The organism is Kitasatospora sp. NPDC088160, from assembly GCF_044741445.1.
GTDB lineage: Bacteria > Actinomycetota > Actinomycetes > Streptomycetales > Streptomycetaceae > Kitasatospora.
The window spans coordinates 215,002-239,589 of the sequence record NZ_JBIUSS010000010.1; the positions used below are offsets into that span (position 1 = coordinate 215,002).

A 24,588-nucleotide genomic window follows, 5' to 3' on the forward strand; every position below is an offset into this window, starting at 1 on the left:
GCTCGACGCATGTCTGATGCGTACGCGGGTCGGCGGGAGCGGGTGAGGGAGCACTGCAGTGCGGCCGGGGCCGATGCGGCGCTGATCACCCGGGCGGCGAACGTGCGGTATCTGACGGGCTGCGCGCCCTGCGGGGCGACGCTGCTGCTGACCCGGGAGCGGGTGCTGCTGGCAGTGCCGGACGATCTGCCGGCGGACGACACCGGGGAACACCTGATCGCGCCGGACGTCACCCAGGTGCCGGTGGCGGCCTCGGCGGACACCGCCCTGGCGGCGGCCGCCGCCGCCGTGCGACTGGGCGTGGCGGACCTGGCGGTGGAGGAGCACGACCTGACCGTCAGCCGCCACCGCGCGGTGGCGGGCCTGGCGGAGGGGGCCCGGCTGGCCGACCTGGGGCAGGTGGTCGAGCGGCTGCGGGTGGTCAAGGACGAGCACGAGATCGCCGACCTGCGGATCGCCGCCGAGATCGCCGACCAGGCGCTCGGCGAACTGCTGGAGTCGATCCTGGTCGGCCGCACCGAACGGCACCTGGCGATGGAGCTGGAACGCCGGATGATCGACCACGGCGCGGACCGGGCGGCCTACCCGGTGTCCGTCGGCACCGGCAGCCACTCCGGCCAGCCCGCCCACCAGCCGACCGACCGCCGGGTGGAGGAGGGCGACTTCCTCACCGTGGTGATGGGCGCCCAGTACCGGGGCTACGGCGTCTCCACCGCCCGGACCTTCGTGATCGGCGCCGCGCCCGCGCCCTGGCAGGTGGAGCTGCACCGGCTGGTGTTCCGGGCCCAGCGGGCCGCCCGGGAGGCGCTCGGGCCGGGCGTGGAGCAGTGCGTGCCCGACCGGGCCGCGCGGCAGATCCTGGAGGCGGCCGGCCACACCGAGACCTCCCCGCACCCGGTGGGCCACGGCATCGGGCTGGAGATCCGGGAGGCGCCGCGCCTCGGTCCGTCGGACATGGGTAAACTGGACAGCCGCGTGCCGGTCACCGTCGGCCCAGGGGTCCACCTCCCGGGCAAGGGCGGTGTCCGGATCGAGGACACGCTCGTGGTGCGTCCCCCAGAGGAGGGCGGGCCCGAGCTGCTCACCATCACCACCAAGGAGCTCCTCGCCCTGTGACCGCGGCCGCCCGTCGGCCGTCGGCGGCAGGACGCAAGCCTTGGTTCCTTGACAGCTATATCCAGGAGTAAGTGCGCCCGTGGCTTCCACGAACGATCTCAAGAACGGCATGGTCCTCAAGCTGGAGGGCGGCAAGCTCTGGTCCGTCGTCGAGTTCCAGCACGTCAAGCCCGGCAAGGGCCCGGCCTTCGTGCGCACGAAGCTCAAGGAGGTCCTGACCGGCAAGGTCGTCGACAAGACCTTCAACGCCGGCACCAAGGTCGAGACCGCCAACGTCGACAAGCGCGGCATGCAGTTCTCGTACAAGGACGGCGAGAACTTCGTGTTCATGGACACGGACACCTACGACCAGATCGTGGTCGAGCCGGCCGTCGTCGGCGACGCCTCCAAGTACCTGCTGGAGGGCTTCGAGGCCCTGGTCGCCATGTACGAGGGCTCCCCGCTGTACATCGAGCTCCCGGCCTCCGTCGAGCTGCTGATCTCCCACACCGAGCCGGGCGTCCAGGGCGACCGCTCCACCGGCGGCTCCAAGCCGGCCACGCTGGAGACCGGTGCCGAGATCGCCGTGCCGCTCTTCATCGTCACCGGTGAGAAGATCAAGGTCGACACCCGCGACGGCAGCTACCTCGGCCGGGTGAAGTAAGTCCGTGTCGGCCGCACGTAGCAAGGCCCGCACCCGGGCCTTCCAGATCCTCTTCGAGGCCGACCACCGCGGGGTCGACCCGCAGCGGGTCCTCGCGGACTGGGTGGCCCGCGCCCGCGAGCCGAAGCCCGACGAGGGCACCCCGCAGGTCGGCGAGTACACCATGGAGCTGATCGAGGGGTACGTCCAGCACGCTCGCCGGATCGACGACCTGATCTCGCAGTACGCGGTGGGCTGGACCCTCGACCGGATGCCGATCGTGGACCGCAACGTCCTGCGGCTCGGCGCCTACGAGCTGATCTGGGAGGACGGCGTCCCGGACGCGGTCGTCCTGGACGAGGCCGTGGAGATCGCCAAGGAGTTCTCCACGGACGACTCCCCGGCCTTCGTCAACGGCCTGCTCGCCCGCTTCCTGGAGCTGAAGCCGAGCATCCGCCGGTAGGTCCCGACCACCGGCGGTGGTGAGACCCGCAGAACGGCCGCTGGACCCGGATTCCGGGTCCAGCGGCCGTCGCGCGTTTCACCCGGGCGGCGTAAGGTGGTGCCCTACTCGCCAGTAACTTGGCGTTCGGAAACCCGCAGTGAAGGGCAGGCCACCCCCATGACCACCGCGACCCGCAGCGAGTTCGACCAGGGCATCGCCCTGACCCGGCACCCTGACGAGCCCGGCCGCTACGAGGCCGAACTCGGTGCCGGCTGGCAGATCGGCGGCGGGGTCAACGGCGGGCTGCTGCTCGCCGTCGCCGGACACGCGCTGTCGCTGGAGCACGGCGACCACCCCGACCCGGTGTCGATCAGTGGTTACTACCTGTCCGCCTCCACGCCCGGCCCGGCCACCGTCCGCACCGAGGTGCTGCGCACCGGCCGCGGGCTCTCCACCGGCACCGCCTCGCTCAGCCAGGACGGCGTGGAGCGGCTGCGGGTGGTCGCCAGCCACGGCGACCTCTCCACCGCCGACGGCGAGGTGCGCACCAGCGCCGTGCCGCCGCAGCTGCCGCCGCCGGACCAGTGCGTCGGCGTCGAGCACGCGCCCCGGGAGCTGATCGCCCAGGCCGAGCTGCTGGAGCGTTTCGACCTGCGGCTGGACCCGGCCACCATCGGCTGGGCGCTCGGGCAGCCGTCCGGCAACGGGCGGATCCAGGGCTGGTTCCGGCTCGCCGACGGCCGCGATCCCGACCCGCTGCTGCTCCTGCTGGTCGCCGACGCGCTGCCGCCGGTGACCTTCGACCTGGGCCTGCCCGGGTGGGCCCCGACCGTCGAACTGACCGTCCACCTGCGGGCCAGGCCGGTCCCGGGCTGGCTGCGGGTCACCCACGCCACCCGCAACGTGGCCGGCGGGTACTTCGAGGAGGACGCCGAGGTCTGGGACGAGTCCGGCCGCCTGGTCGCGCAGTCCCGCCAGCTCGCCCGGGTGCCGCGGACGGCGTGAATCACATCGTCTTACCGTCGGTTACATTCCTGTGACACGCCGTACGTGTGCGGCGCGCGCGGATGGGGAGATAGACGGTCAGCGGCGAGCCGGCCGCTGACCGTCACCCGCCGACGGTACCCGTCGATGCCAGGAGCCATCCCGTGAGCGAGCGCAGCGAGCGAACCACCGAGAGGCGCGCAGGGGCGCAGGCCCGTGCCGAGCGCAGCGAGGTGGGCGCATGAGCCGCAACGGCCGTGCCCGCCGCAACTCCGACTGCACCGCCGGCGGCCCGCGACCCACGGTGCGGGCGCCGCACCAGCGGCGGCGGGCCGAGGGGGCCGAGCAGGCGTTCGTCATCGGGATCCTGACCAGCGCGGCCGACTTCGCCCGGGCCCGTGCCTGGGGGCTGTCGAACGCCGCCGCCCACGAGCACTACCTGGCCGAGACCGCCGAGCTGCTGGCCGACGCCCTGGAGCGCTTCGACACCGTGCGGGCCCGGATGTTCCACCCGCAGGACTTCGCGGAGTTCTGCGTGCTGCACGGGCTGGACCCGGCCGAGCCGCTCGCCCGCGATCGCTACCTGGTCAATCCGCCGTTGCAGACCCAGCTGTTGGCCTATCAGGGCGAGGAACTGGCCGGGGACTTCGTGCCGCGCCTGGTCCGGGCCCGGGAGAACGGGCTGACGCTCTGCCACGCCGACCTGCTGCTGGACGGCGGCCTGTCCGGGGCTGCGGGCGAGGTCGACGAGGAGCACGCCCGCTGGGTGCGCGCCGCCCGCCAGCGCGGCGCCGAGGTGTTCCGCCGGATGCTGGTCGGCGCGGGCGCCGGGGTGTACGAGCTGCGGCTGCGGGTGGACGCGCCGGGCGGGCGGCTGACCGCGGCGGCCCGGGTGCTGCAGTGGGAGGACGGCGTGGTCCGGATCAACGACGAGGACCTGGAGCTGGTCTGCGCGGTGCTGTGCGCCGGATTGGCGCTGGAGCTGCCGGGGGTGGCGGTGCTGCACGGCTCGCAGGGCTCGGTGGCGGCGGGCGGCGCCCGTGGCGGAGCCGCCGACGAGCACTTCCTGCCGGCCTCCTGGGCCTGGTCGAGCGGCGGGCAGGACTGGGCGCCGGCTGCCGGGCCGGTGCGGCTGGACGGCGTGGCGGCGCAGCCCGGCTACAGCCTGGGGACGGTCTGCTGAGCCGGCCGTGGACGCGCGACGGCGCGGCCCCCGGGATGCGGGGTGCCGCGCCGTGACGTTTCTGCACGGCCCGGGGCGTGGCCCGGACCGCGGACCGAGCCGGCGGGAGCCGGTGCGGCGAGCGTCAGCTCGCCTCCTCCTCGCGCACCGCGCGGCGCGCGTCGGGGTTCAGCACGCCCCAGGAGATCAGCTGCTCGGTGAGGATCGACGGCGACTGGTCGTAGATGACCGCCAGGGTGCGCAGGTCGTCCTGGCGGATCGACAGCACCTTGCCGTTGTAGTCGCCGCGCTGGCTCTGGATCGTCGCCGCGTAGCGCTGCAGCGGGCCGGCCTTCTCGGACGGGACCTGGGTCAGTCTCTCCAGGTCGAGCACCAGGCGCGGCGGCGGCTCGGCCGCGCCGCCGGGGGTGCCGCCGGGCAGCAGCTCCTGCACCGGGACGCCGTAGAACTCCGCCAGCTCGGCCAGCCGCTGCACGGTGACCGCACGGTCGCCGCGCTCGTACGAGCCGACGACGACTGCCTTCCAGCGCCCCTGGGACTTCTCCTCGACACCGTGCAGGGAGAGACCCTGCTGAGTGCGGATCGCTCGGAGCTTGCCTCCGAGTTGCTTCGCGTAGTCGCTGGACATTGATCTCCCCGGACGAGATTGCTTCGCGTTCAGTGGTGGGTCACGGACGATTGCCGACGCCGTTACCGGTGGGTTCGACGTCCGTCTCGTAACTCACTGTGAGGTTACGTAGAGTAAGGTAGCTGCGTCAAGCCGAATGGGGCAGTCGTGCGAATGGCCCGCATCCGCGGCGCGTCCGGGGCGTGAACCCGGCGAAGCGGAATGGTGCGTGTCCGGTTGCCTCCCGGCCCGCTGCTAGGATGGCTCGAAGCCCGCGCCCGGTCGGCGGGGGCAGTCCCAGACATCCTTTAAGGCCCGTCCAGTGAGGCGGGGAAGGAGGTCCGCTTCGGCATGACCACACACCAAGATTCGACGCCGCGACCGCCGCACCAGGTGCTGGACGGCACGGACATCGCCCGGGTCGTCACCCGGATAGCGCACGAGATCGTCGAGCGCGCCAAGGGCGCCGAGGACGTCGTGCTGCTCGGCATCCACACCAGGGGCGTCCACCTCGCCCGCCGCCTGCACGGCCGGCTGGCCCAGATCACCGGGCGCGAGATCCCGCTCGGTGCCCTGGACATCACCATGTACCGGGACGACCTGCGGCTCAAGCCCGCCCGCGCCCTGGAGCACACCGAGATCCCGTCCGGCGGCATCGACGGCAAGCTCGTCATCCTCGTCGACGACGTGCTCTTCTCCGGCCGCACCATCCGGGCCGCGCTCGACGCGCTGAACGACATCGGCCGCCCGCGCGCCGTCCAGCTCGCCGTCCTGGTCGACCGCGGCCACCGCGAGCTGCCGATCCGGGCCGACTACGTGGGCAAGAACCTCCCCACCTCGCTGCGCGAGGCCGTGCAGGTGCGCCTGTCCGACAGCGACGGCGTGGACGCCGTGCTGGTCGGCGACCGCGACTACACCGATGCGTCGCGCTCCGCGCGCGATGAACAGGGTTCGCAGGCCCTGGCCTCCCAGCCGTCCGAACCGCACCTTTCGGAGTAACCCGCGTGAAGCGCCACCTCGTCTCCGCCGCCGATCTCACCCGCGACGACGCGCTGCTGATCCTGGACACCGCCGAGGAGCTGGCCCAGCTCTCCGGACGGGCCGTCAAGAAGCTGCCCACGCTGCGCGGCCGGACCGTCGTCAACCTCTTCTTCGAGGACTCGACCCGCACCAAGACCTCCTTCGAGGTCGCCGAGAAGCGGCTCTCCGCCGACGTCATCAACTTCTCCGCCAAGGGCTCCTCGGTCTCCAAGGGCGAGAGCCTCAAGGACACCGCGCTCACCCTCCAGGCGATGGGCGCCGACGCGGTCGTCGTCCGGCACCACGCCTCGGGCGCGCCGGCCCGTCTCGCCCAGTCCGACTGGCTGCACGGCAGCGTGATCAACGCCGGTGACGGCACCCACGAGCACCCCACCCAGGCCCTGCTCGACGCCTTCACCATGCGCCGCCACCTCAACGCCGGGCTGGGCCACGACCTCGCCGGGCGCCGGGTGACCATCGTCGGCGACATCCTGCACAGCCGGGTCGCCCGTTCCAACGTGCACCTGCTGACCACCCTCGGTGCCCAGGTGACCTTCGTCGCCCCGCCGACGCTGCTGCCGATCGGCATCGAGAACTGGCCCTGCGAGGTCAGCTACGACCTGGACCGCGTGCTCCCCAAGACGGACGCGGTGATGATGCTGCGGGTGCAGCGCGAGCGGATGAACGCCGCGTTCTTCCCGACCGAGCGCGAATACAGCCGTCGCTACGGCCTGAACGGCACCCGGATGTCCCAGCTGCCCGAGCACGCCATCGTGATGCACCCCGGCCCGATGGTGCGCGGCATGGAGATCACCGCCGAGGTCGCCGACTCGCCGCGCTGCACCGTGGTCGAGCAGGTCGCCAACGGCGTGTCGGTCCGGATGGCCGTCCTGTACCTGCTGCTCGGGGGAGCCACCCTCAACGACGCCCGCACCGACTCCGTGGAGACCGCTCAGTGACCACCTACCTGATCCGCAACGCCCAGATCCTCGGCGGTGCCCCGCAGGACCTCCACCTCGCCGACGGTGTGATCAAGGCGATCGGCACCGACCTGGCGGTCGAGGCGGACATCGAGATCGACGCCAGCGGCCTGATCGTGCTGCCCGGTCTCGTCGACCTGCACACCCACCTGCGCGAGCCCGGCCGCGAGGACGCCGAGACCGTGCTCACCGGCACCCGGGCCGCCGCGATGGGCGGCTTCACCGCCGTGCACGCGATGGCCAACACCACCCCGGTGGCCGACACCGCCGGCGTGGTCGAGCAGGTCTGGAGGCTCGGCCAGGAGGCCGGCTACTGCGACGTGCAGCCGGTCGGCGCCGTCACCGTCGGCCTGGAGGGCAACAAGCTCGCCGAGCTGGGCGCGATGCACGAGTCCGCCGCGAACGTGCGGGTCTTCTCCGACGACGGCAAGTGCGTGGACGACGCGGTGCTGATGCGCCGCGCCCTGGAGTACGTCAAGGCCTTCGACGGCGTCGTCGCCCAGCACGCCCAGGAGCCGCGGCTCACCGAGGGCGCCCAGATGAACGAGGGCCAGGTCTCCGGCGAGCTCGGGCTCGGCGGCTGGCCGGCCGTCGCCGAGGAGTCGATCATCGCGCGGGACGTGCTGCTCGCCGCGCACGTCGGCTCCCGGCTGCACGTCTGCCACGTCTCCACCGCCGGTTCGGTCGAGATCATCCGCTGGGCCAAGGCCAAGGGCTGGGACGTCACCGCCGAGGTCACCCCGCACCACCTGCTGCTCACCGACGAGCTGGTCCGCTCCTACGACCCGGTCTACAAGGTCAACCCGCCGCTGCGCACCGCCGAGGACGTCCAGGCGCTGCGCAAGGCGCTCGCGGACGGCACCATCGACGCCGTCGCCACCGACCACGCGCCGCACCCGGACGAGGACAAGGACTGCGAGTGGGCCGTCGCCGCGATGGGCATGGTCGGCCTGGAGACCGCGCTGTCGGTCGTGCAGCAGACCATGGTGGACACCGGCCTGCTGAACTGGGAGGGCGTCGCCGACCGCATGTCGCACCGCCCGGCCCGGATCGGCCGTCTCGCCGGACAGGGCCGTCCCGTCTCGGTCGGTGAGCCGGCCAACCTGGTGCTGTTCGATCCCGCGTACCGTGGTGCCGTGAACCCGGACAGCTTCGCCACCCGTAGCCGCAACACCCCCTACAAGGGCCTTGACCTGCCCGGACGGGTGCACGCCACCTTCCTGCGCGGGCGCGCCACCGTGCTGGCCGGCGAGCTGGCCGAGCAGGGCGGGGCGGCGTGACCGGCCCGGCCGCGCTCGCCCAGGAGCAGGCCAAGGTCACCAACTGGCCCGGGTACATCGGCTGGGCCGTCGGCCTGCTGATCGTCATCGGGCTCGTCTACTGGCTGATGCGGCAGGGCTGGAACTGGCGGCGCACCCTCCAGTCCGGCATCCCGCCGCTGCCCGCCGTGCCGGCCGGCGCCGGGCGGACCATCCTGGAGACCAGCGGGCGGTACCACGGCTCCACCACCGCCGGGAACTGGCTCGACCGCGTCGTCGCGCACGGCCTGGGCACCCGCAGCCGCGCCGACCTCACCCTCGGCGAGGACGGCCTGCTGGTGCGGCGCCCCGGTGACGTCGACCTCTGGATCCCGGCCGGACACCTGACCGGTGCCCGCACGGACTCCGGGATCGCCGGCAAGGTCGTCCCGGCCGGGCTGCTCGTCGTCACCTGGACGCACGAGGGCACCGAGCTGGACTCGGGCTTCCGGGCCGACCACCCGGACGAGCACGCCGCCTGGGTCGAGGCGATCGCCCAACTCGCAACACGTACGAAGACGAAGACGGAAGAGGCCGCTCAATGACCGCACCTGCCCCCACCACGCAGCGCCGACGGCGGGAGCGCACCCCCGCCGTGCTCGTCCTGGAGGACGGCCGGACCTTCCGCGGCGAGGCCTACGGCGCGACCGGCGAGACCTTCGGCGAGGCCGTCTTCAACACCGGCATGTCCGGCTACCAGGAGACCCTCACCGACCCGTCGTACCACCGCCAGGTGGTCGTGATGACCGCCCCGCAGATCGGCAACACCGGCTGGAACGACGAGGACGACGAGTCCAAGCGGATCTGGGTCGCCGGGTACGTCGTGCGCGACCCCGCCCGGGTGGCGTCGAACTGGCGCTCCACCCGCTCGCTGGACGAGGAGCTCGTCCGCCAGGGCGTCGTCGGCATCAGCGGCATCGACACCCGGGCGCTCACCCGCCACCTGCGCGAGCGCGGCGCGATGCGCTGCGGCATCTTCTCCGGCGAGGCGCTGACCGACCAGGCCGAACTGCTCGCCCGGGTGCAGCGGTCGCCCGAGATGAAGGGCGCCGACCTGTGCGCCGAGGTGGCCACCACCGAGGCGTACGTCGTGCCCGCGATCGGTCCCGGCGGCGAAGCCCTGCCCATCGGCACTGCGGAGTTCACCGTCGCCGCGCTGGACCTCGGCATCAAGGGGATGACCCCGCAGCGGATGGCCGAGCGCGGCATCGAGGTGCACGTGCTGCCGGCCAACTCCACCCTGGAGGACCTCTACGCGGTCCAGCCGGACGGCGTGTTCTTCTCCAACGGCCCGGGCGACCCGGCCACCGCCGACCACCAGGTCGCCGTCGCGCAGGGCGTGCTGGAACGCGGGACCCCGTTCTTCGGGATCTGCTTCGGCAACCAGATCCTCGGCCGCGCGCTGGGCTTCGGCACCTACAAGCTCAAGTACGGCCACCGCGGCATCAACCAGCCGGTGCAGGACCGCACCACCGGCAAGGTCGAGGTGACCGCGCACAACCACGGCTTCGCCGTGGACGCACCGCTGGACCGGGTGAGCGACACCCCCTTCGGGCGGGTCGAGGTCTCCCACGTCTGCCTCAACGACGACGTGGTCGAGGGCCTCCAGGCGCTCGACGTCCCCGCCTTCAGCGTGCAGTACCACCCCGAAGCGGCGGCCGGCCCGCACGACGCGGCCTACCTCTTCGACCGGTTCGTCGAGCTCATGCGAGGCGACGACAAGCACAGCGTGAAGCTCATGGAGGGCCAGCGTGCCTAAGCGCACTGACATCAAGTCCGTCCTGGTGATCGGGTCCGGCCCGATCGTGATCGGCCAGGCCGCCGAGTTCGACTACTCGGGCACGCAGGCCTGCCGCGTCCTCAAGGCCGAGGGCCTGCGGGTCGTGCTGGTCAACTCCAACCCGGCCACGATCATGACCGACCCGGAGATCGCCGACGCCACCTACGTCGAGCCGATCACCCCGGAGTTCGTCGAGCGGATCATCGCCAAGGAGCGCCCCGACGCGCTGCTGCCGACCCTCGGCGGGCAGACCGCGCTCAACACCGCGATCTCCCTGCACTCGGCCGGCACGCTGGAGAAGTACGGCGTCGAGCTGATCGGCGCCGACGTGGTGGCGATCAACAAGGGCGAGGACCGCCAGCTGTTCAAGGGCGTCGTCGAGGCGGTCAACGCCAAGATCGGCCACGGCGAGTCCGCCCGCTCGGTCATCTGCCACTCGATGGACGACGTGCTGGCCGGCGTCGACACGCTCGGCGGCTACCCGGTCGTCGTGCGCCCCTCCTTCACCATGGGCGGCGCCGGCTCCGGCTTCGCCCACGACGAGGAGGACCTGCGCCGCATCGCCGGCCAGGGCCTGGCCCTCTCGCCGACCACCGAGGTGCTCCTGGAGGAGTCCATCCTCGGCTGGAAGGAGTACGAGCTGGAGCTGATGCGCGACAAGAACGACAACGTCGTGGTCGTCTGCTCCATCGAGAACTTCGACCCGATGGGCGTGCACACCGGTGACTCGATCACCGTCGCCCCGGCGATGACCCTCACCGACCGTGAGTACCAGATCCTGCGCGACATCGGCATCGCCGTGATCCGCGAGGTCGGCGTCGACACCGGCGGCTGCAACATCCAGTTCGCCGTCAACCCCGACGACGGCCGGGTCATCGTCATCGAGATGAACCCGCGGGTGTCGCGCTCCTCCGCGCTGGCCTCGAAGGCGACCGGCTTCCCGATCGCCAAGATCGCCGCCAAGCTGGCCGTCGGCTACACGCTCGACGAGATCCCCAACGACATCACCGAGCAGACCCCGGCCTCCTTCGAGCCGGCCCTCGACTACGTCGTGGTGAAGGTTCCCCGGTTCGCGTTCGAGAAGTTCCCGAGCGCCGACGCCACGCTGACCACCACCATGAAGTCGGTCGGCGAGGCCATGGCCATGGGCCGCAACTTCCCCGAGGCGCTGCAGAAGGCGCTGCGCTCGCTGGAGAAGAAGGGCTCCCAGTTCTCCTGGACCGGCCCGGTCGGCGACAAGGCCGAGCTGCTGGTCAAGGCGGTCGTGCCGACCGACGGCCGGATCAACACCGTGATGCAGGCCATCCGGGCCGGCGCCACCCCGGAGGAGGTGTTCGAGGCCACCAAGATCGACCCGTGGTTCGTCGACCAGCTCTTCCTGCTCGACGAGATCGCCGGCGAGCTGACCGAGGCCGCCGAGCTCACCCCCGAGCTGCTGCGCCACGCCAAGCGGCACGGCTTCTCCGACCAGCAGATCGGCGAGATCCGCGGCCTGAAGCCGGACGTCGTCCGCGAGGTCCGGCACGCGCTCGGCATCCGCCCGGTGTTCAAGACCGTCGACACCTGCGCCGCCGAGTTCGCCGCCAAGACCCCGTACTTCTACTCGTCCTACGACGAGGAGAACGAGGTCGCCCCGCGCACCAAGCCGGCCGTGATCATCCTCGGCTCCGGCCCGAACCGCATCGGCCAGGGCATCGAGTTCGACTACTCCTGCGTGCACGCCTCCTTCGCGCTGGCCGACGCCGGGTACGAGACCGTGATGGTCAACTGCAACCCGGAGACCGTCTCCACCGACTACGACACCTCCGACCGGCTCTACTTCGAGCCGCTCACCCTGGAGGACGTGCTGGAGATCGTCCACGCCGAGCAGCAGGCCGGCCCGCTGGCCGGCGTGATCGTCCAGCTCGGCGGCCAGACCCCGCTCGGCCTGGCCCAGGCGCTCAAGGACAACGGCGTGCCGATCGTCGGCACCCAGCCCGAGGCGATCGACCTCGCCGAGGAGCGCGGCGCCTTCGGCCGCGTGCTGCGCGACGCCGGCCTGCCCGCCCCCAAGCACGGCACCGCCTTCTCCTTCGCCGAGGCCAAGGCCATCGCCGACGAGATCGGCTACCCGGTGCTCGCCCGCCCGTCGTACGTGCTCGGCGGCCGCGGCATGGAGATCGTCTACGACGAGGCCTCGCTCGCCTCCTACCTGGAGCGCCACGCCGGCCTGATCTCCGAGCACCCGGTGCTCATCGACCGCTTCCTCGACGACGCGGTGGAGATCGACGTCGACGCGCTCTACGACGGCACCGAGCTCTACCTCGGCGGCGTCATGGAGCACATCGAGGAGGCCGGCATCCACTCCGGCGACTCCGCCTGCGCGCTGCCCCCGATCACCCTCGGCGGCTACGACATCAAGCGCCTGCGCACCTCCACCGAGGCCATCGCGCGCGGCGTCGGCGTCCGCGGCCTGATCAACATCCAGTTCGCACTGGCCGGGGACATCCTGTACGTGCTGGAGGCCAACCCGCGCGCCTCCCGCACCGTGCCGTTCACCTCCAAGGCGACCGCCGTGCCGCTGGCCAAGGCCGCCGCCCGGATCTCGCTCGGCGCCACCATCGCCGAACTGCGGGCCGAGGGCCTGCTCCCGGCCGAGGGCGACGGCGGCACGCTGCCGGCCGACGCGCCGATCGCGGTCAAGGAGGCCGTGATGCCGTGGAGCCGCTTCCGTGACATCCACGGCCGCGGCGTGGACACCGTGCTCGGCCCGGAGATGCGCTCGACCGGCGAGGTCATGGGCATCGACAAGGTCTTCGGCACGGCCTACGCCAAGGCCCAGGCCGGCGCCTACGGCGCGCTGCCGACCAAGGGCAAGGTCTTCGTCTCGGTCGCCAACCGCGACAAGCGCAACCTGGTCTTCCCGGCCCGCGCGCTGGTCGGCCTCGGCTTCGAGGTGCTCGCCACCGCCGGCACCGCCGAGGTGCTGCACCGCGGCGGCATCCCGTCCACGCTGGTGCGCAAGCACAGCGAGGGCGAGGGCCCCAACGGCGAGCGGACCATCGTCCAGCTGATCCACGACGGTGAGGTCGACCTCATCATCAACACGCCGTACGGCACCGGCGGGCGCCTCGACGGCTACGAGATCCGCACCGCCGCCGTGTCCCGCGGCGTGCCCTGCCTGACCACGGTCCAGGCGATGGGCGCGGCCGTCCAGGGCATGGACGCGCTGCTGCGCGACGAGGTCGGGGTGATGTCGCTCCAGGAGCACGCCGCGCTGATCAACGCCGGCCGCAAGTAGCACCACCGCAGTGGGGGGCACCGAGGCCGGCCGGGTGCCCCCCACTTCCATGCCCTGATCCGGGTGCTCACGCCCAGATCCGGGCCCTGATCCGGGAGTTGGGTTTTTGTACAAGCTGCTGTTCGACCTCGTCTTCAAGAAGATGGACCCCGAGAAGGCCCACCACCTCGCCTTCTTCTGGATCCGGCTCGCCTCCTCGGTGCCCGGCCTGCGCACGCTGGTGCGGCTGGTGCTCGCCCCGCGTGACCGGGCGCTGCACACCACCGCCCTCGGCCTCGACCTGCCGGGGCCGTTCGGCCTGGCGGCCGGCTTCGACAAGAACGGCGTCGGCATCGACGGCCTGGCGATGCTCGGCTTCGACTACGTCGAGATCGGCACCATCACCGGCGAGCCCCAGCCGGGCAACCCGACGCCCCGGCTGTTCCGCCTGGTCGAGGACCGCGCGCTGATCAACCGGATGGGCTTCAACAACCAGGGCTCGGCCCGGGTCGCCGCGCGCCTCGCCGCCCGCCCGCACACCAGCTCCACCCCGGTGATCGGCGTCAACATCGGCAAGACCAAGGTGGTCGAGGAGGCCGACGCCGTCGCCGACTACGTCAAGTCCACCGAGCGGCTGGCCAAGTACGCCGACTACCTGGTCGTCAACGTCAGTTCGCCGAACACCCCCGGGCTGCGCAACCTCCAGGCCGTGGACCACCTGCGCCCGCTGCTCTCCGCCGTCCGCGAGGCCGCCGACCGCACCACCGCGCACCACGTCCCGCTGCTGGTCAAGATCGCCCCCGACCTGGCCGACGAGGACGTCGACGCGGTCGCCGACCTCGCCCTGGAACTGGGCCTGGACGGCATCATCGCCACCAACACCACGATCGGCCGCGAGGGCCTGCGCGCCGACGCCGCCCGGGTCGAGGAGATCGGCATGGGCGGCCTGTCCGGCGCCCCGCTCAAGGCCCGCGCCCTGGAGGTGCTCCAGCGCCTGCGCGCCCGGACCGGGGGCCGGCTGACGCTGGTCTCGGTCGGCGGCGTCGAGACCGCCGAGGACGCCTGGCAGCGGATCGTCCACGGCGCGGACCTCGTCCAGGGCTACAGCGCCTTCATCTACGAGGGCCCGTTCTGGTGCCGCCGGATCCACCGGGGCCTCTCCGCCCGGATCCGGGCCGCGGGCTTCCGCGACCTGGCCGCCGCCGTCGGCAGTGCCGTCGACGGCACCAGGGCCGCCTCCTGAACCACCGTGCGGCCCCGGCCCGTACGACGCCCCGTACGAGCCGCGCACGACCTCCGTACGGCCTCCGTGCGGCCTCCCCACGACCTTCCGGAAGGACGACATGACCCTCGCCCCGTTCGGCGCCCGGCTGCGCCAGGCCCTCGACACCCGCGGCCAGCTCTGCGTCGGCATCGACCCGCACGCCTCCCTGCTCGCCGCCTGGGGGCTCGGCGATGACCTCGCCGGCCTGGAGACCTTCAGCCGCACCGTCGTCGAGGCGCTGGCCGACCGGGTGGCCGTGCTCAAGCCGCAGGCCGCCTTCTTCGAGCGCTTCGGCAGCAAGGGCGTCGCGGTGCTGGAGAAGTCCGTCGAGGAGGCCAGGGCGGCCGGCGCGCTGGTCCTGATGGACGCCAAGCGCGGCGACATCGGTTCCACCATGGCCGCCTACGCGGAGGCCTTCCTGTCGCCCGGCAGCCCGCTGTTCTCGGACGCCGTCACGGTCAGCCCGTACCTGGGCTTCGGCTCGCTGCGCCCGGCCCTCGACCTGGCCCGCGCGCAGGGCTGCGGCGTGTTCGCGCTGGCGCTCACCTCCAACCCGGAGGGCCACGAGGTGCAGCGGGCGGTCGGCGCGGACGGCGAGTCGGTCGCGGCCTCGGTGCTGCGGCAGCTGGCGGCGGAGAACGGCGACGCCGCCCCGCTGGGCTCCTTCGGCGCGGTCGTCGGCGCGACGCTCGCCGACGCGGGCGTGGAACTGGCCATCAACGGCCCGCTGCTGGCCCCCGGGATCGGCGCCCAGGGCGCGACGATGGCCGACCTGCCGCGGGTGTTCGGCGCCGCGGTGATCAACGTGGTGCCGAGCGTCAGCCGGGACGTGCTCAAGCACGGTCCGTCGGTGGCGGCCCTGCGCTCGGCGGCCGAGCGGTTCGTCGGCGAGTACGCGGACGCGGTGAAGTAGCGGCGATCGAGGGCGCGAGCGCGTAGCGGGGCGATGACCCTGCGCAGTGTGCGCAGCCCGGCGAGGGTCCCCGGACCTCCCCGGAGTTGACGTGAGCGCCGTCACATTGGCGGTGTCAAAGTTTCGCAATCGCGGTCATTTTGCCCTGGAAAGTCCTGGTCGGCCTTGGCTGACCAGGACTTTTCGTGTTCTTTTCCTGACGTGGCGCCGCAATCCGGGTAGTGTCCGGCGATAGGTCATCGGCGAGCCGCGAAACCCGTAGCTCCCGCAGGTCAAGGGCCCTCTGGTTCCCCTTGCGGACGGTGTCCTGGGATCCAAACCAGTCATAGCTCAATCCCTTCCTTCCACACCCTGAGGTGAACGGCGTGGCTCTTCCGCCCCTTACCCCTGAACAGCGCACCGCCGCGCTCGCCAAGGCCGCCGAGGCTCGCCGGGAGCGCGCCGAGGTCAAGAACCGGCTCAAGCACTCCGGCGCCTCCCTGCACGAGGTGATCAAGGCCGGAAAGGCCGAGAACGACGTCATCGGCAAGATGAAGGTCTCCGCACTGCTGGAGTCCCTTCCCGGCGTCGGCAAGGTCCGTGCCAAGCAGATCATGGAACGCCTCGGCATCAGCGAGAGCCGGCGCGTCCGCGGCCTCGGTACGAACCAGATCGCCTCCCTGGAGCGGGAGTTCGGCGGCGGTGCCGCCTGACCGTGCCCCGTGGTCCCGGGACCGTCCGCGATCCGGGATAATCGGTGCATGAGTGAGCGTCCGCGGCTGACCGTGCTCTCCGGCCCTTCGGGGGTCGGCAAGAGCACGGTCGTCGCTCATATGAGGAAGCAGCACCCCGAGGTCTGGCTCTCGGTGTCGGCGACGACCCGGCACCCGAGGCCGGGCGAGCAGAACGGGGTCCAGTACCACTTCGTCGACAACGACGAGTTCGACAAGCTGATCGCCAACGGCGAGCTGCTGGAGTGGGCCGTCTTCGCCGGCAACCGCTACGGCACCCCGCGCTCGGCGGTGCTGGAGAAGCTGGAGCGCGGCGAGCCCGTCCTGCTGGAGATCGACCTCCAGGGCGCCCGCCAGGTGCGCGAGTCGATGCCCGAGGCGCAGCTGGTCTTCCTGGCCCCGCCGAGCTGGGACGAGCTGGTCCGACGGCTGACCGGTCGGGGCACGGAGTCGCAGGACGTGATCGCGAAGCGGCTGGAGGCGGCCAAGGTCGAGCTCGCGGCCGAGCCCGAGTTCGACACGACCCTTGTCAACACCTCCGTCGAGCAGGTAGCGGCCGAACTGCTAGCCTTGCTCGGTGTAGCCTGACCTGTCTGTCTTTTCCACCCTTTCGGAAGGTTTTCGCGTGTCCTCTTCCATGACCGCGCCCGAGGGCATCATCAACCCGCCGATCGACGAGCTGCTTGAGGCCACCGACTCCAAGTACAGCCTCGTGATCTACGCCGCCAAGCGCGCGCGCCAGATCAACGCGTACTACTCCCAGCTCGGTGAGGGCCTGCTCGAGTACGTCGGCCCGCTGGTCGACACCCACGTGCACGAGAAGCCGCTGTCGATCGCGCTGCGCGAGATCAACGCGGGCATGCTGACCGCCGAGGCGATCGAAGCCGCCTGAGGCGGTCTCCGAAGCTTGTGGAAGGGCCCGGCGGAATCGTTTCCGCCGGGCCCTTCGGCGTTCCCGGGGGCTGTGGGATCGACCACGGTGCGCGCGGTGGCTGAGGGGCCGTAGGGTGTGCACGTCCCAGGAGTGGAGGAGAGCGGGAGTATGAGCGCGACTTCGGACCGGAGCGGGTCGGCGGACGCGCCGCGCGTCGCCCTCGGCGTCAGCGGCGGCATCGCCGCCTACAAGGCGTGCGAGCTGCTCCGCCGGTTCACCGAGTCCGGCCACCAGGTCACCGTGGTGCCCACCGAGGCCGCGCTGCACTTCGTCGGCGAGGCCACCTGGGCCGCGCTCTCCGGCCGCCCGGCCGCCACCGAGACCTGGGAGCGCGTGCACGAGGTGCCGCACGTGCGGATCGGCCAGCAGGCCGACCTGGTCGTGGTCGCCCCCGCCACCGCCGACCTGATCGCCAAGGCCGCCCACGGCCTCGCCGACGACCTGCTCACCAACACCCTGCTCACCGCCCGCTGTCCGGTCGTCCTGGCGCCCGCCATGCACACCGAGATGTGGGAGCACCCCGCCACCCGGGACAACGTCGCCACGCTGCGCCGCCGGGGCGTGATCGTGCTGGAGCCGGCCGTCGGGCGGCTCACCGGCAAGGACACCGGCAAGGGGCGGCTGCCCGAGCCGTCCGCGATCTTCGACGCCTGCCGGGCCGTGCTGCGCCGGGGCGGGGCCGCCCCGACCGACCTGGCGGGCCGACACGTGGTGGTCTCGGCCGGCGGCACCCGCGAGCCGCTGGACCCGGTGCGCTTCCTGGGCAACCGCTCCTCCGGCAAGCAGGGCTACGCGCTCGCCGTGACGGCCGCGGCCCGTGGGGCGCGCGTGACGTTGGTCTCGGCCAACGCGGAGCTCGCCGACCCGGCCGGGGTCGACGTGGTGCACGTCTCGACCGCGCTGGAGCTGCGCGAGGCGGCGCTGAAGGCGGCCGCGTCGGCCGACGCCGTGGTCATGGCCGCGGCCGTGGCGGACTTCCGGCCCGCCGAGTACGCCAGCGGCAAGATCAAGAAGGTCGAGGGGGTCGAGCCGGCGCCGGTCGCCCTCGTCCGCAACCCCGACGTCCTGGCCGAGCTGGCGGCGCACCGCGCCCGTTCGGGCCAACTCGTGGTGGGTTTCGCGGCGGAGACCGACGACGTGCTCGCCAACGGCCGCGCCAAGCTCGCCCGCAAGGGCTGCGACCTGTTGGTCGTCAACGAGGTGGGCAACGGCAAGGCCTTCGGGACGGACGTCAACGAGGCCGTGGTACTGGGCTCGGACGGCAGTGAGACGGCCGTTCCGGTGGGCCCGAAGGAGGCGTTGGCGGACGTGGTCTGGGACCTGGTCGTCAAGCGGCTGGAAACGATCGGCGGCTGATCAAGCCCTGCTGGAGATCGGTCGCGATTTCCGGAAGCGGGTGACGTTCGGCGGAGGCATCCCGTTAGACTCCAGGAATCAAGTCTTTCCGGATGTCCCCGGTTCGCCGGGGGCCTTCAGTCAGCAGCCGCTGCAACCCCAGGGAGCGCTGTGTCTCGCCGCCTGTTCACCTCGGAGTCCGTCACCGAGGGACACCCCGACAAGATCGCTGACCAGATCAGCGACACCATCCTTGACGCTCTCCTCCGGGAGGACCCGACCTCCCGGGTCGCCGTGGAGACGCTCATCACCACCGGCCAGGTGCACGTGGCCGGCGAGGTGACCACCAAGGCGTACGCGCCGATCGCCCAGCTCGTCCGGGACAAGATCCTGGAGATCGGCTACGACAGCTCCAAGAAGGGCTTCGACGGCGCCTCCTGCGGCGTGTCGGTGTCCATCGGCGCGCAGTCGCCCGACATCGCCCAGGGCGTCGACACCGCGTACGAGGCTCGGGTCGAAGGCGACGAGGACGACCTGGACAAGCAGGGCGCCGGCGACCAGGGCCTGATGTTCGGCTACGCGTCCGACGAGACGCCCGAGCTGATGCCGCTGCCGATCACCCTCGCGCACCGCCTCTCGCGCCGCCTGACCGAGGTCCGCAAGAACGGGACCATCCCGTACCTGCGCCCCGACGGCAAGACCCAGGTCACCATCGAGTACGACGGCGACAAGGCCGTCCGCCTCGACACCGTGGTGGTCTCCACCCAACACGCCAGTGACATCGACCTGGAGTCGCTGCTCACCCCGGACATCCGCGAGTTCGTGGTCGAGCCCGAGCTGAAGGCGCTCGCCGAGCAGGGCATCAAGCTGGTCACCGAGGGCTACCGCCTGCTGGTGAACCCGACCGGCCGCTTCGAGATCGGCGGCCCGATGGGCGACGCCGGCCTCACCGGCCGCAAGATCATCATCGACACCTACGGCGGCATGGCCCGCCACGGTGGCGGCGCCTTCTCCGGCAAGGACCCGTCCAAGGTCGACCGCTCGGCCGCGTACGCGATGCGCTGGGTGGCGAAGAACATCGTCGCCGCCGGCCTCGCCCGCCGCGCCGAGGTGCAGGTCGCGTACGCGATCGGCAAGGCCGAGCCCGTGGGCCTGTTCGTCGAGACCTTCGGCACCGAGACCGTGCCGGTGCTGACCATCCAGAAGGCCGTCACCGACGTCTTCGACCTGCGCCCGGCCGCGATCATCCGCGACCTGGACCTGCTGCGCCCGATCTACTCCCAGACCGCGGCGTACGGCCACTTCGGCCGTGAGCTGCCCGAGTTCACCTGGGAGCGCACCGACCGGGTGGAGCAGCTGAAGGCGGCCGTGAAGGACTGAACGGCCTGATCGTCCGGAAGCGGCGCCTACCTCCGGGCGGGGTGGGCGCCGCTTCTGTGCGTTCTGTCGGTGTGACCTGGTAGTACTGGGAGCGATGAGCAGCACAGGGGAGACGGAGAACACGGAGAACGGGGCCGAGCCGGAGCAGCTGGCGTTCATCCGGGAGACGGTCAAGCGGGCCAAACCCCGGACGTGGCGCGGCGCCAAGCGGGCCGAGCACCTGCCGGTGGCCCGGGTCGTGGTGGACAAGGGCGTGCTCACCATCGACAAGTTCTTCGACTACGAGGTGCCGGCCGCGATGGCCGAGGAGGCCCGCCCGGGCGCCCGGGTGCGGGTGCGCTTCGGCGCGCGCGTGGTGAAGGGCCAGCGCGAGGGCGGGGAGCTGCACGACGGGTTCATCGTCGCCCGGCTGGAGAAGAGCGACTTCCCCGGCCCGCTCGCCCCGCTCGCCCAGGTGCTGTCGCCCGAGCCCGTGCTCACCCCCCAGCTGCTCCGGCTCTGCCGGACCGTCGCCGACCGCTACGCCGGCACCCTCGCCGACGTCCTCCAGCTGGCCGTCCCGCCCCGCCACGCCAAGGCCGAGGCGGAGCCCTCGCCGCCGGCGCTCCCGCGCCCCCCGGCCCCCGCCCCCGGGGGCTGGCAGCGCTACCCGGCCGGGCCCGACTTCCTCGCCGCGCTGGCCGACGGCGGCTCGCCGCGCGCCGTCTGGGCGGCGCTGCCCGGCCCCGGCTGGCCGTACGAGATCGCGCGCGCCGTCGCCGCCACGCTGGCGGGCGGGCGCGGCGCGCTCGTCGTGCTGCCCGAGGGGCGGTCGGTGGCCCGGGTCGACCAGGCGCTCACCGAACTGCTCGGCGCGGGCCGGCACGTGGCCCTGGAGGCCGACCTCGGCCCGCGCGAGCGTTACCGGCGCTGGCTGGCGGTGAGCCGCGGCTCGGTGCACGCCGTGATCGGCACCCGCGCCACCATGTTCGCGCCGGTGCGCGACCTCGGGCTGATCGTCGTCTGGTCCGACGGCGACAACAGCCACAGCGACCCGCGCGCCCCGCACCCGCACGTGCGCGAGGTCGCGCTGCTGCGCGCCGCCGACGAGGGCGCGGCCGTGCTGCTCGGCGGCCACGCCGTCACGGTGGAGGGCGCGCAGCTGGTCAGCACCGGGTGGGCCCGCCCGCTGACCGCCGACCGGGAGACCGTGCGCCGGATCGCGCCGCGGGTGCGGACCGTCACCGACCAGGACCAGCACCGCGACGGCGCGGCCCAGGCCGCCCGGCTGCCCTCGGTGGCCTGGGAGGCCGCCCGGGAGTCGCTGGCCGCCGGGCGCCCGGTGCTCATCCAGGTGCCCCGGCGTGGCTACGTGCCCCGGCTGTCCTGCGGGCGCTGCCGCACCCCCGCCCGGTGCCGGCGGTGCGAGGGCCCGCTGGAGGCGCCCGCGGCCGACGCCGCGCTGAACTGCGGCTGGTGCGGGGAGGCGGAGACGGACTGGCACTGCCCCGAGTGCGGCTCGTTCCGGCTGCGCGCCCAGGTGGTCGGCGCCCGGCGCACGGCGGAGGAACTGGGCAAGGCGTTCCCGCGCATCCCGGTGCGCACCTCCGGGCGGGACGCGGTGCTGGCCACCGTCCCGGACGAGCCGTCGCTGGTGATCTCCACGCCCGGTGCGGAGCCGGTGGTGGACGGTGGTACCGGGTACGGGGCCGCGCTGCTGCTGGACGGCTGGGCGCTGCTCGGCCGGCCCGACCTGCGGGCCGGGGAGGAGACGCTGCGGCTCTGGTTGACGGCCGCCGCGCTGGTCCGGTCCGCCGAGGAGGGCGGCTCGGTGGTCGTGGTCGCCGAGCCGTCGGCGCGGCCGGTGCAGGCCCTGGTCCGCTGGGACCCGCTGGGCCACGCCGGGCTGGAACGCGACGAGCGGGCGCAGCTGCACTTCCCGCCGGTGTCGCGGATGGCGTCGGTCAGCGGCAGCCCGGCGGCCGTGGCCGACCTGCTGGGGCTGATCCGGCTGCCCTCGGAGGCGGACGTGCTCGGGCCGGTACCGGCCCCGGCCCTGCGCGGGGAGGAACAGGAGCGCGCGCTGCTGAGGGTGCCGCCCGGGCAGGGGGCGGCGCTGGCGGCGGCCCTCAAGGCGGCGCAGATCGCGCGGATCGCGCTGCGGACGCCGGAGGCGGTACGGGTGCGGGTGGATCCGACCGACATCGGGTGAGGCCGGCGGGGGCGGGGTGAGTGGCCACCCCGCCCCGGATGGCGCTGGTCGGACGGCGGCGTCAGCCGCGCAGCGGGATGCCGGTGCGGTCGACCGGGGTGCGCTCGGGGGTGGTGCGGTCGACCGGGGGGCGGTCGAGGTTGCCGCGCTCCGGGGTGGTGCGGTCGAGCGCGGTGCGCTCCAGGGTGCCGCGCTCCAGGGCGGTGCGGTCGAGGTTGCCGCGCTCCAGGGCGGTGCGGTCGAGGCTGCTGCGGTCCAGGCCGCCCTGGCGGGCCGCCGGGACGGTCGCCGCCAGGCCGCCGGACGGCGCGGCGGGCAGCTCCTCCGAGCGGTCCGGGCGGCTCTGGCCCGGGACGGCGCCGCTGGCGGCGAGGAGTTCGCTGGTCGGGCGGCGCATCCCGTACCGGCGGTGCACGGCCTGCTTGGTGACCCCGAGGGCCGAGCCCACCGAGTCCCAGGAGAAGCCCAGCGCCCGGTCGAACTCGACCGCCGCCGCGACCAGGGTCTCCACGCTCTCCCTCAGCTCCTGCGCCAGGCGCACGGTCGGCGCGGGCGCCCGCCCGTACACGACGAAGCCGGCCGACGTGCTGGGCCGGCGCGGACGGTAGACGTTGCCCAACTGGGCGGTGAGCGTCCGCAGCGCGTCGACCTGCCGCCTCACCCGCTCGATGTCCCGCACCAGCAGGTGCAGGCTCGCCCGCGCCCGGGCGTCGTGGTTGATCTGCTCGGCCATGGCCTACGTGCCACCTTCCGTACGGTTCGGCTCGGCCGGGGCGCGGTGTCCCGTGCGCCCGGCCCCGGTCAATCTCACTTGACCAACGCCGAAGCGGGGGCCGGGGTAACGCCGCCGGGCACACTCGGGATATGCCAGAAGCCGGTGCCGGGGTGGGGGAGGGGCGTTCGGGGCGGTGTGAGGAGCCGGGTGAGGGCATGGGCGGCGGGCGCGGTGCGTTGCATAGACTTGCCGGGAACCCGTAGTTGCCCGCAGCCCCGCACCCTCGACGGACAGGAGCCCGTACCCGTGGCGATCCAGCCGATCCGGCTCTTCGGAGACCCCGTCCTGCGGGCCACCGCCCAGCCGGTGACCACGTTCGACAAGGAACTGCGCACCCTGGTCGGCGACCTCACCGAAACCATGCTCAACGCCCCCGGCGCCGGCCTCGCCGCGCCCCAACTCGGCGTCTCCCTGCGGGTGTTCACCTACCACGTGGACGGTGTCACCGGGCACCTGATCAACCCGGACCTGTCGCTGACCGAGGAGGAGCAGGACGGCCCCGAGGGCTGCCTCTCGCTGCCCGGACTGCGCTACGACACCAAGCGCGCCTACGGCGTGGTCGCCAAGGGCTTCACCATGTACGGGGATCCGGTCACCCTGGAGGGCACCCAGCTGCTCGCCCGCTGCATCCAGCACGAGACCGACCACCTCGACGGCATCATCTTCATCGACCGGCTCGACCGCGAGCAGCGCAAGGCCGCGCTGAAGGCGATCCGTGACACCGACTGGGGCGGCGCGCCCGCGCCGGTCGTCAAGGTCTCCCCGCACAGCACGTTCGGCGCCGCGCGCTGAACCCTCTGATCTCCAACGTTCTTTTGCAGAAAGGCACTTGATGCGTCTCGTCTTCGCCGGCACCCCCGAGGTCGCCGTTCCCGCCCTGGACGCCCTGCTCGCCTCCGACCGGCACGAGGTCGTCGCGGTGGTCACCCGCCCCGACGCCCCCGCCGGGCGAGGGCGCAAGCTGGTCGCCAGCCCCGTCGCCCAGCGCGCCGAGGAGGCCGGGATCGAGGTCCTCAAGCCGGCGAAGCCCAGCGACCCGGAGTTCGTCGCCCGGCTCACCGAACTCGCCCCCGACTGCTGCCCGGTGGTCGCCTACGGCGCACTGCTGCGCCCCGGCACCCTGGAGATCCCCAAGCACGGCTGGGTCAACCTGCACTTCTCGCTGCTGCCCGCCTGGCGCGGCGCGGCCCCCGTCCAGCACGCCGTGCTGGCCGGCGACGAGGTCACCGGCGCGGCCACCTTCCTGATCGAGCAGGGCCTGGACTCCGGTCCGGTCTACGGCGTGATCACCGAGGAGATCCGCCCGACCGACACCAGCGGCGAACTGCTCACCCGCCTCTCGGTGTCCGGCGCGCGCCTGCTCACCGCCACCATGGACGGCATCGAGGACGGCTCCCTGCACGCCCTCCCGCAGCCGGCCGAGGGCGTCACGCTCGCCCCGAAGATCACCGTCGAGGACGCGCGCGTCGAGTGGAGCCACCCCGCCCTGCGGATCGACCGCGTGGTGCGCGGCTGCGCCCCGGCGCCCGGCGCCTGGACGGAGTTCCGCGGCGAGCGGCTGAAGATCACCGGGCCGGTGAAGCTGCTGACCGACTCGTCCGCCCTGGCGCCCGGGGAGCTGGCCGTGGTCGGCAAGAACAGCGTGCGGGTCGGGACGGGCAGCCACGAGGTCGAACTCGGGGAGGTCCGCCCGCAGGGGAAGAAGGAGATGCGGGCGGCGGACTGGGCGCGCGGGGCGCGGCTGGAGTCCGGGGAGCGCTTCGGCTCCGAGGGCTGAGGCTCAGGTTTAGCG

General features: G+C 72.7%; 22 protein-coding genes and 1 pseudogene. 21 read left to right on the forward strand and 2 right to left on the reverse strand.

Annotation, left to right across the window (positions count from 1 at the left end; translation table 11 throughout):
* The first annotated feature begins 9 nt into the window (after positions 1-9).
* The 5 genes from ACIOGZ_RS17745 to ACIOGZ_RS17765 all read left to right on the forward strand — a co-directional run bounded on the left by ACIOGZ_RS17745 (position 10) and on the right by ACIOGZ_RS17765 (position 4,350).
* Complete coding sequence (locus tag ACIOGZ_RS17745; RefSeq protein ID WP_400986387.1) at positions 10-1,116, forward strand: M24 family metallopeptidase; 1,107 nt, start codon at positions 10-12, stop codon at positions 1,114-1,116.
* 79 nt (positions 1,117-1,195) lie between these two features.
* Positions 1,196-1,759: an elongation factor P gene (gene efp / locus ACIOGZ_RS17750; protein WP_350877845.1), complete on the forward strand. Its 564-nt coding sequence runs from the start codon at positions 1,196-1,198 to the stop codon at positions 1,757-1,759.
* A 4-nt stretch (positions 1,760-1,763) separates the two neighbouring features.
* Positions 1,764-2,201, forward strand: coding sequence for a transcription antitermination factor NusB (nusB, locus tag ACIOGZ_RS17755; RefSeq protein WP_063346766.1), 438 nt, complete (start codon positions 1,764-1,766; stop codon positions 2,199-2,201).
* A gap of 159 nt (positions 2,202-2,360) precedes the next feature.
* Positions 2,361-3,188 (forward strand): thioesterase family protein, encoded by an 828-nt coding sequence (locus tag ACIOGZ_RS17760; RefSeq protein ID WP_363583134.1) that lies wholly within the window; start codon positions 2,361-2,363, stop codon positions 3,186-3,188.
* 220 nt (positions 3,189-3,408) lie between these two features.
* The gene (locus ACIOGZ_RS17765) at positions 3,409-4,350 is read left to right on the forward strand and encodes a hypothetical protein (protein WP_400986389.1); all 942 of its coding nucleotides are present in this window, start codon (positions 3,409-3,411) and stop codon (positions 4,348-4,350) included.
* Positions 4,351-4,474: 124 nt separating this feature from the next.
* On the opposite strand, the gene ACIOGZ_RS17770 is transcribed toward ACIOGZ_RS17765, so the two are convergent.
* On the reverse strand, positions 4,475-4,978 hold the full coding sequence (locus tag ACIOGZ_RS17770; protein ID WP_031072501.1) for a transcriptional regulator: 504 nt from the start codon (positions 4,976-4,978) through the stop codon (positions 4,475-4,477).
* Between the two features lie 330 nt (positions 4,979-5,308).
* Here ACIOGZ_RS17770 and pyrR point away from each other — a divergent pair, with 330 nt between their 5' ends.
* The 14 genes from pyrR to ACIOGZ_RS17840 all read left to right on the forward strand — a co-directional run bounded on the left by pyrR (position 5,309) and on the right by ACIOGZ_RS17840 (position 22,021).
* Complete coding sequence (gene pyrR / locus ACIOGZ_RS17775; RefSeq protein ID WP_363583138.1) at positions 5,309-5,956, forward strand: bifunctional pyr operon transcriptional regulator/uracil phosphoribosyltransferase PyrR; 648 nt, start codon at positions 5,309-5,311, stop codon at positions 5,954-5,956.
* A 5-nt stretch (positions 5,957-5,961) separates the two neighbouring features.
* Positions 5,962-6,936, forward strand: coding sequence for an aspartate carbamoyltransferase catalytic subunit (locus tag ACIOGZ_RS17780; RefSeq protein WP_363583140.1), 975 nt, complete (start codon positions 5,962-5,964; stop codon positions 6,934-6,936).
* Positions 6,933-8,237, forward strand: coding sequence for a dihydroorotase (locus ACIOGZ_RS17785; RefSeq protein ID WP_400986391.1), 1,305 nt, complete (start codon positions 6,933-6,935; stop codon positions 8,235-8,237). Before ACIOGZ_RS17780 ends, ACIOGZ_RS17785 begins: the two co-directional genes overlap by 4 nt.
* Entirely contained in the window at positions 8,234-8,800 is a 567-nt protein-coding gene (locus ACIOGZ_RS17790) for a hypothetical protein (RefSeq protein WP_363583142.1), read from the forward strand. Before ACIOGZ_RS17785 ends, ACIOGZ_RS17790 begins: the two co-directional genes overlap by 4 nt.
* A complete protein-coding gene (gene carA / locus ACIOGZ_RS17795) occupies positions 8,797-10,014 on the forward strand; it encodes a glutamine-hydrolyzing carbamoyl-phosphate synthase small subunit (protein WP_363583144.1) in 1,218 nt (405 codons plus the stop codon). The genes ACIOGZ_RS17790 and carA overlap by 4 nt, the downstream gene beginning before the upstream one ends.
* Complete coding sequence (gene carB, locus ACIOGZ_RS17800; protein WP_363583146.1) at positions 10,007-13,315, forward strand: carbamoyl-phosphate synthase large subunit; 3,309 nt, start codon at positions 10,007-10,009, stop codon at positions 13,313-13,315. The genes carA and carB overlap by 8 nt, the downstream gene beginning before the upstream one ends.
* Positions 13,316-13,421: 106 nt before the next feature.
* Complete coding sequence (locus ACIOGZ_RS17805; RefSeq protein WP_363583148.1) at positions 13,422-14,537, forward strand: quinone-dependent dihydroorotate dehydrogenase; 1,116 nt, start codon at positions 13,422-13,424, stop codon at positions 14,535-14,537.
* A gap of 100 nt (positions 14,538-14,637) precedes the next feature.
* A complete protein-coding gene (pyrF, locus tag ACIOGZ_RS17810; protein WP_350877835.1) occupies positions 14,638-15,471 on the forward strand; it encodes an orotidine-5'-phosphate decarboxylase in 834 nt (277 codons plus the stop codon).
* Between the two features lie 365 nt (positions 15,472-15,836).
* Complete coding sequence (mihF, locus tag ACIOGZ_RS17815) at positions 15,837-16,163, forward strand: integration host factor, actinobacterial type (protein WP_063346755.1); 327 nt, start codon at positions 15,837-15,839, stop codon at positions 16,161-16,163.
* Between the two features lie 48 nt (positions 16,164-16,211).
* Complete coding sequence (gene gmk, locus ACIOGZ_RS17820) at positions 16,212-16,769, forward strand: guanylate kinase (RefSeq protein WP_350877834.1); 558 nt, start codon at positions 16,212-16,214, stop codon at positions 16,767-16,769.
* A 37-nt stretch (positions 16,770-16,806) separates the two neighbouring features.
* Positions 16,807-17,073: a DNA-directed RNA polymerase subunit omega gene (gene rpoZ / locus ACIOGZ_RS17825; protein ID WP_030240625.1), complete on the forward strand. Its 267-nt coding sequence runs from the start codon at positions 16,807-16,809 to the stop codon at positions 17,071-17,073.
* Positions 17,074-17,223: 150 nt separating this feature from the next.
* Positions 17,224-18,471 (forward strand): bifunctional phosphopantothenoylcysteine decarboxylase/phosphopantothenate--cysteine ligase CoaBC, encoded by a 1,248-nt coding sequence (coaBC, locus tag ACIOGZ_RS17830; protein ID WP_400803551.1) that lies wholly within the window; start codon positions 17,224-17,226, stop codon positions 18,469-18,471.
* A gap of 150 nt (positions 18,472-18,621) precedes the next feature.
* On the forward strand, positions 18,622-19,830 hold the full coding sequence (metK, locus tag ACIOGZ_RS17835; RefSeq protein ID WP_350877833.1) for a methionine adenosyltransferase: 1,209 nt from the start codon (positions 18,622-18,624) through the stop codon (positions 19,828-19,830).
* Between the two features lie 94 nt (positions 19,831-19,924).
* The gene (locus ACIOGZ_RS17840; protein ID WP_400986393.1) at positions 19,925-22,021 is read left to right on the forward strand and encodes a primosomal protein N'; all 2,097 of its coding nucleotides are present in this window, start codon (positions 19,925-19,927) and stop codon (positions 22,019-22,021) included.
* A 191-nt stretch (positions 22,022-22,212) separates the two neighbouring features.
* Here the strand turns inward: ACIOGZ_RS17840 and ACIOGZ_RS17845 are convergent.
* A pseudogene (locus ACIOGZ_RS17845) lies at positions 22,213-22,754 on the reverse strand (hypothetical protein); the annotation flags it as partial.
* A 288-nt stretch (positions 22,755-23,042) separates the two neighbouring features.
* Here ACIOGZ_RS17845 and def point away from each other — a divergent pair.
* Positions 23,043-23,588, forward strand: a complete 546-nt coding sequence (gene def, locus ACIOGZ_RS17850) for a peptide deformylase (RefSeq protein ID WP_063346750.1) — start codon at positions 23,043-23,045, stop codon at positions 23,586-23,588.
* A 40-nt stretch (positions 23,589-23,628) separates the two neighbouring features.
* A complete protein-coding gene (gene fmt, locus ACIOGZ_RS17855) occupies positions 23,629-24,573 on the forward strand; it encodes a methionyl-tRNA formyltransferase (RefSeq protein ID WP_363583154.1) in 945 nt (314 codons plus the stop codon).
* Positions 24,574-24,588 lie beyond the last annotated feature (15 nt).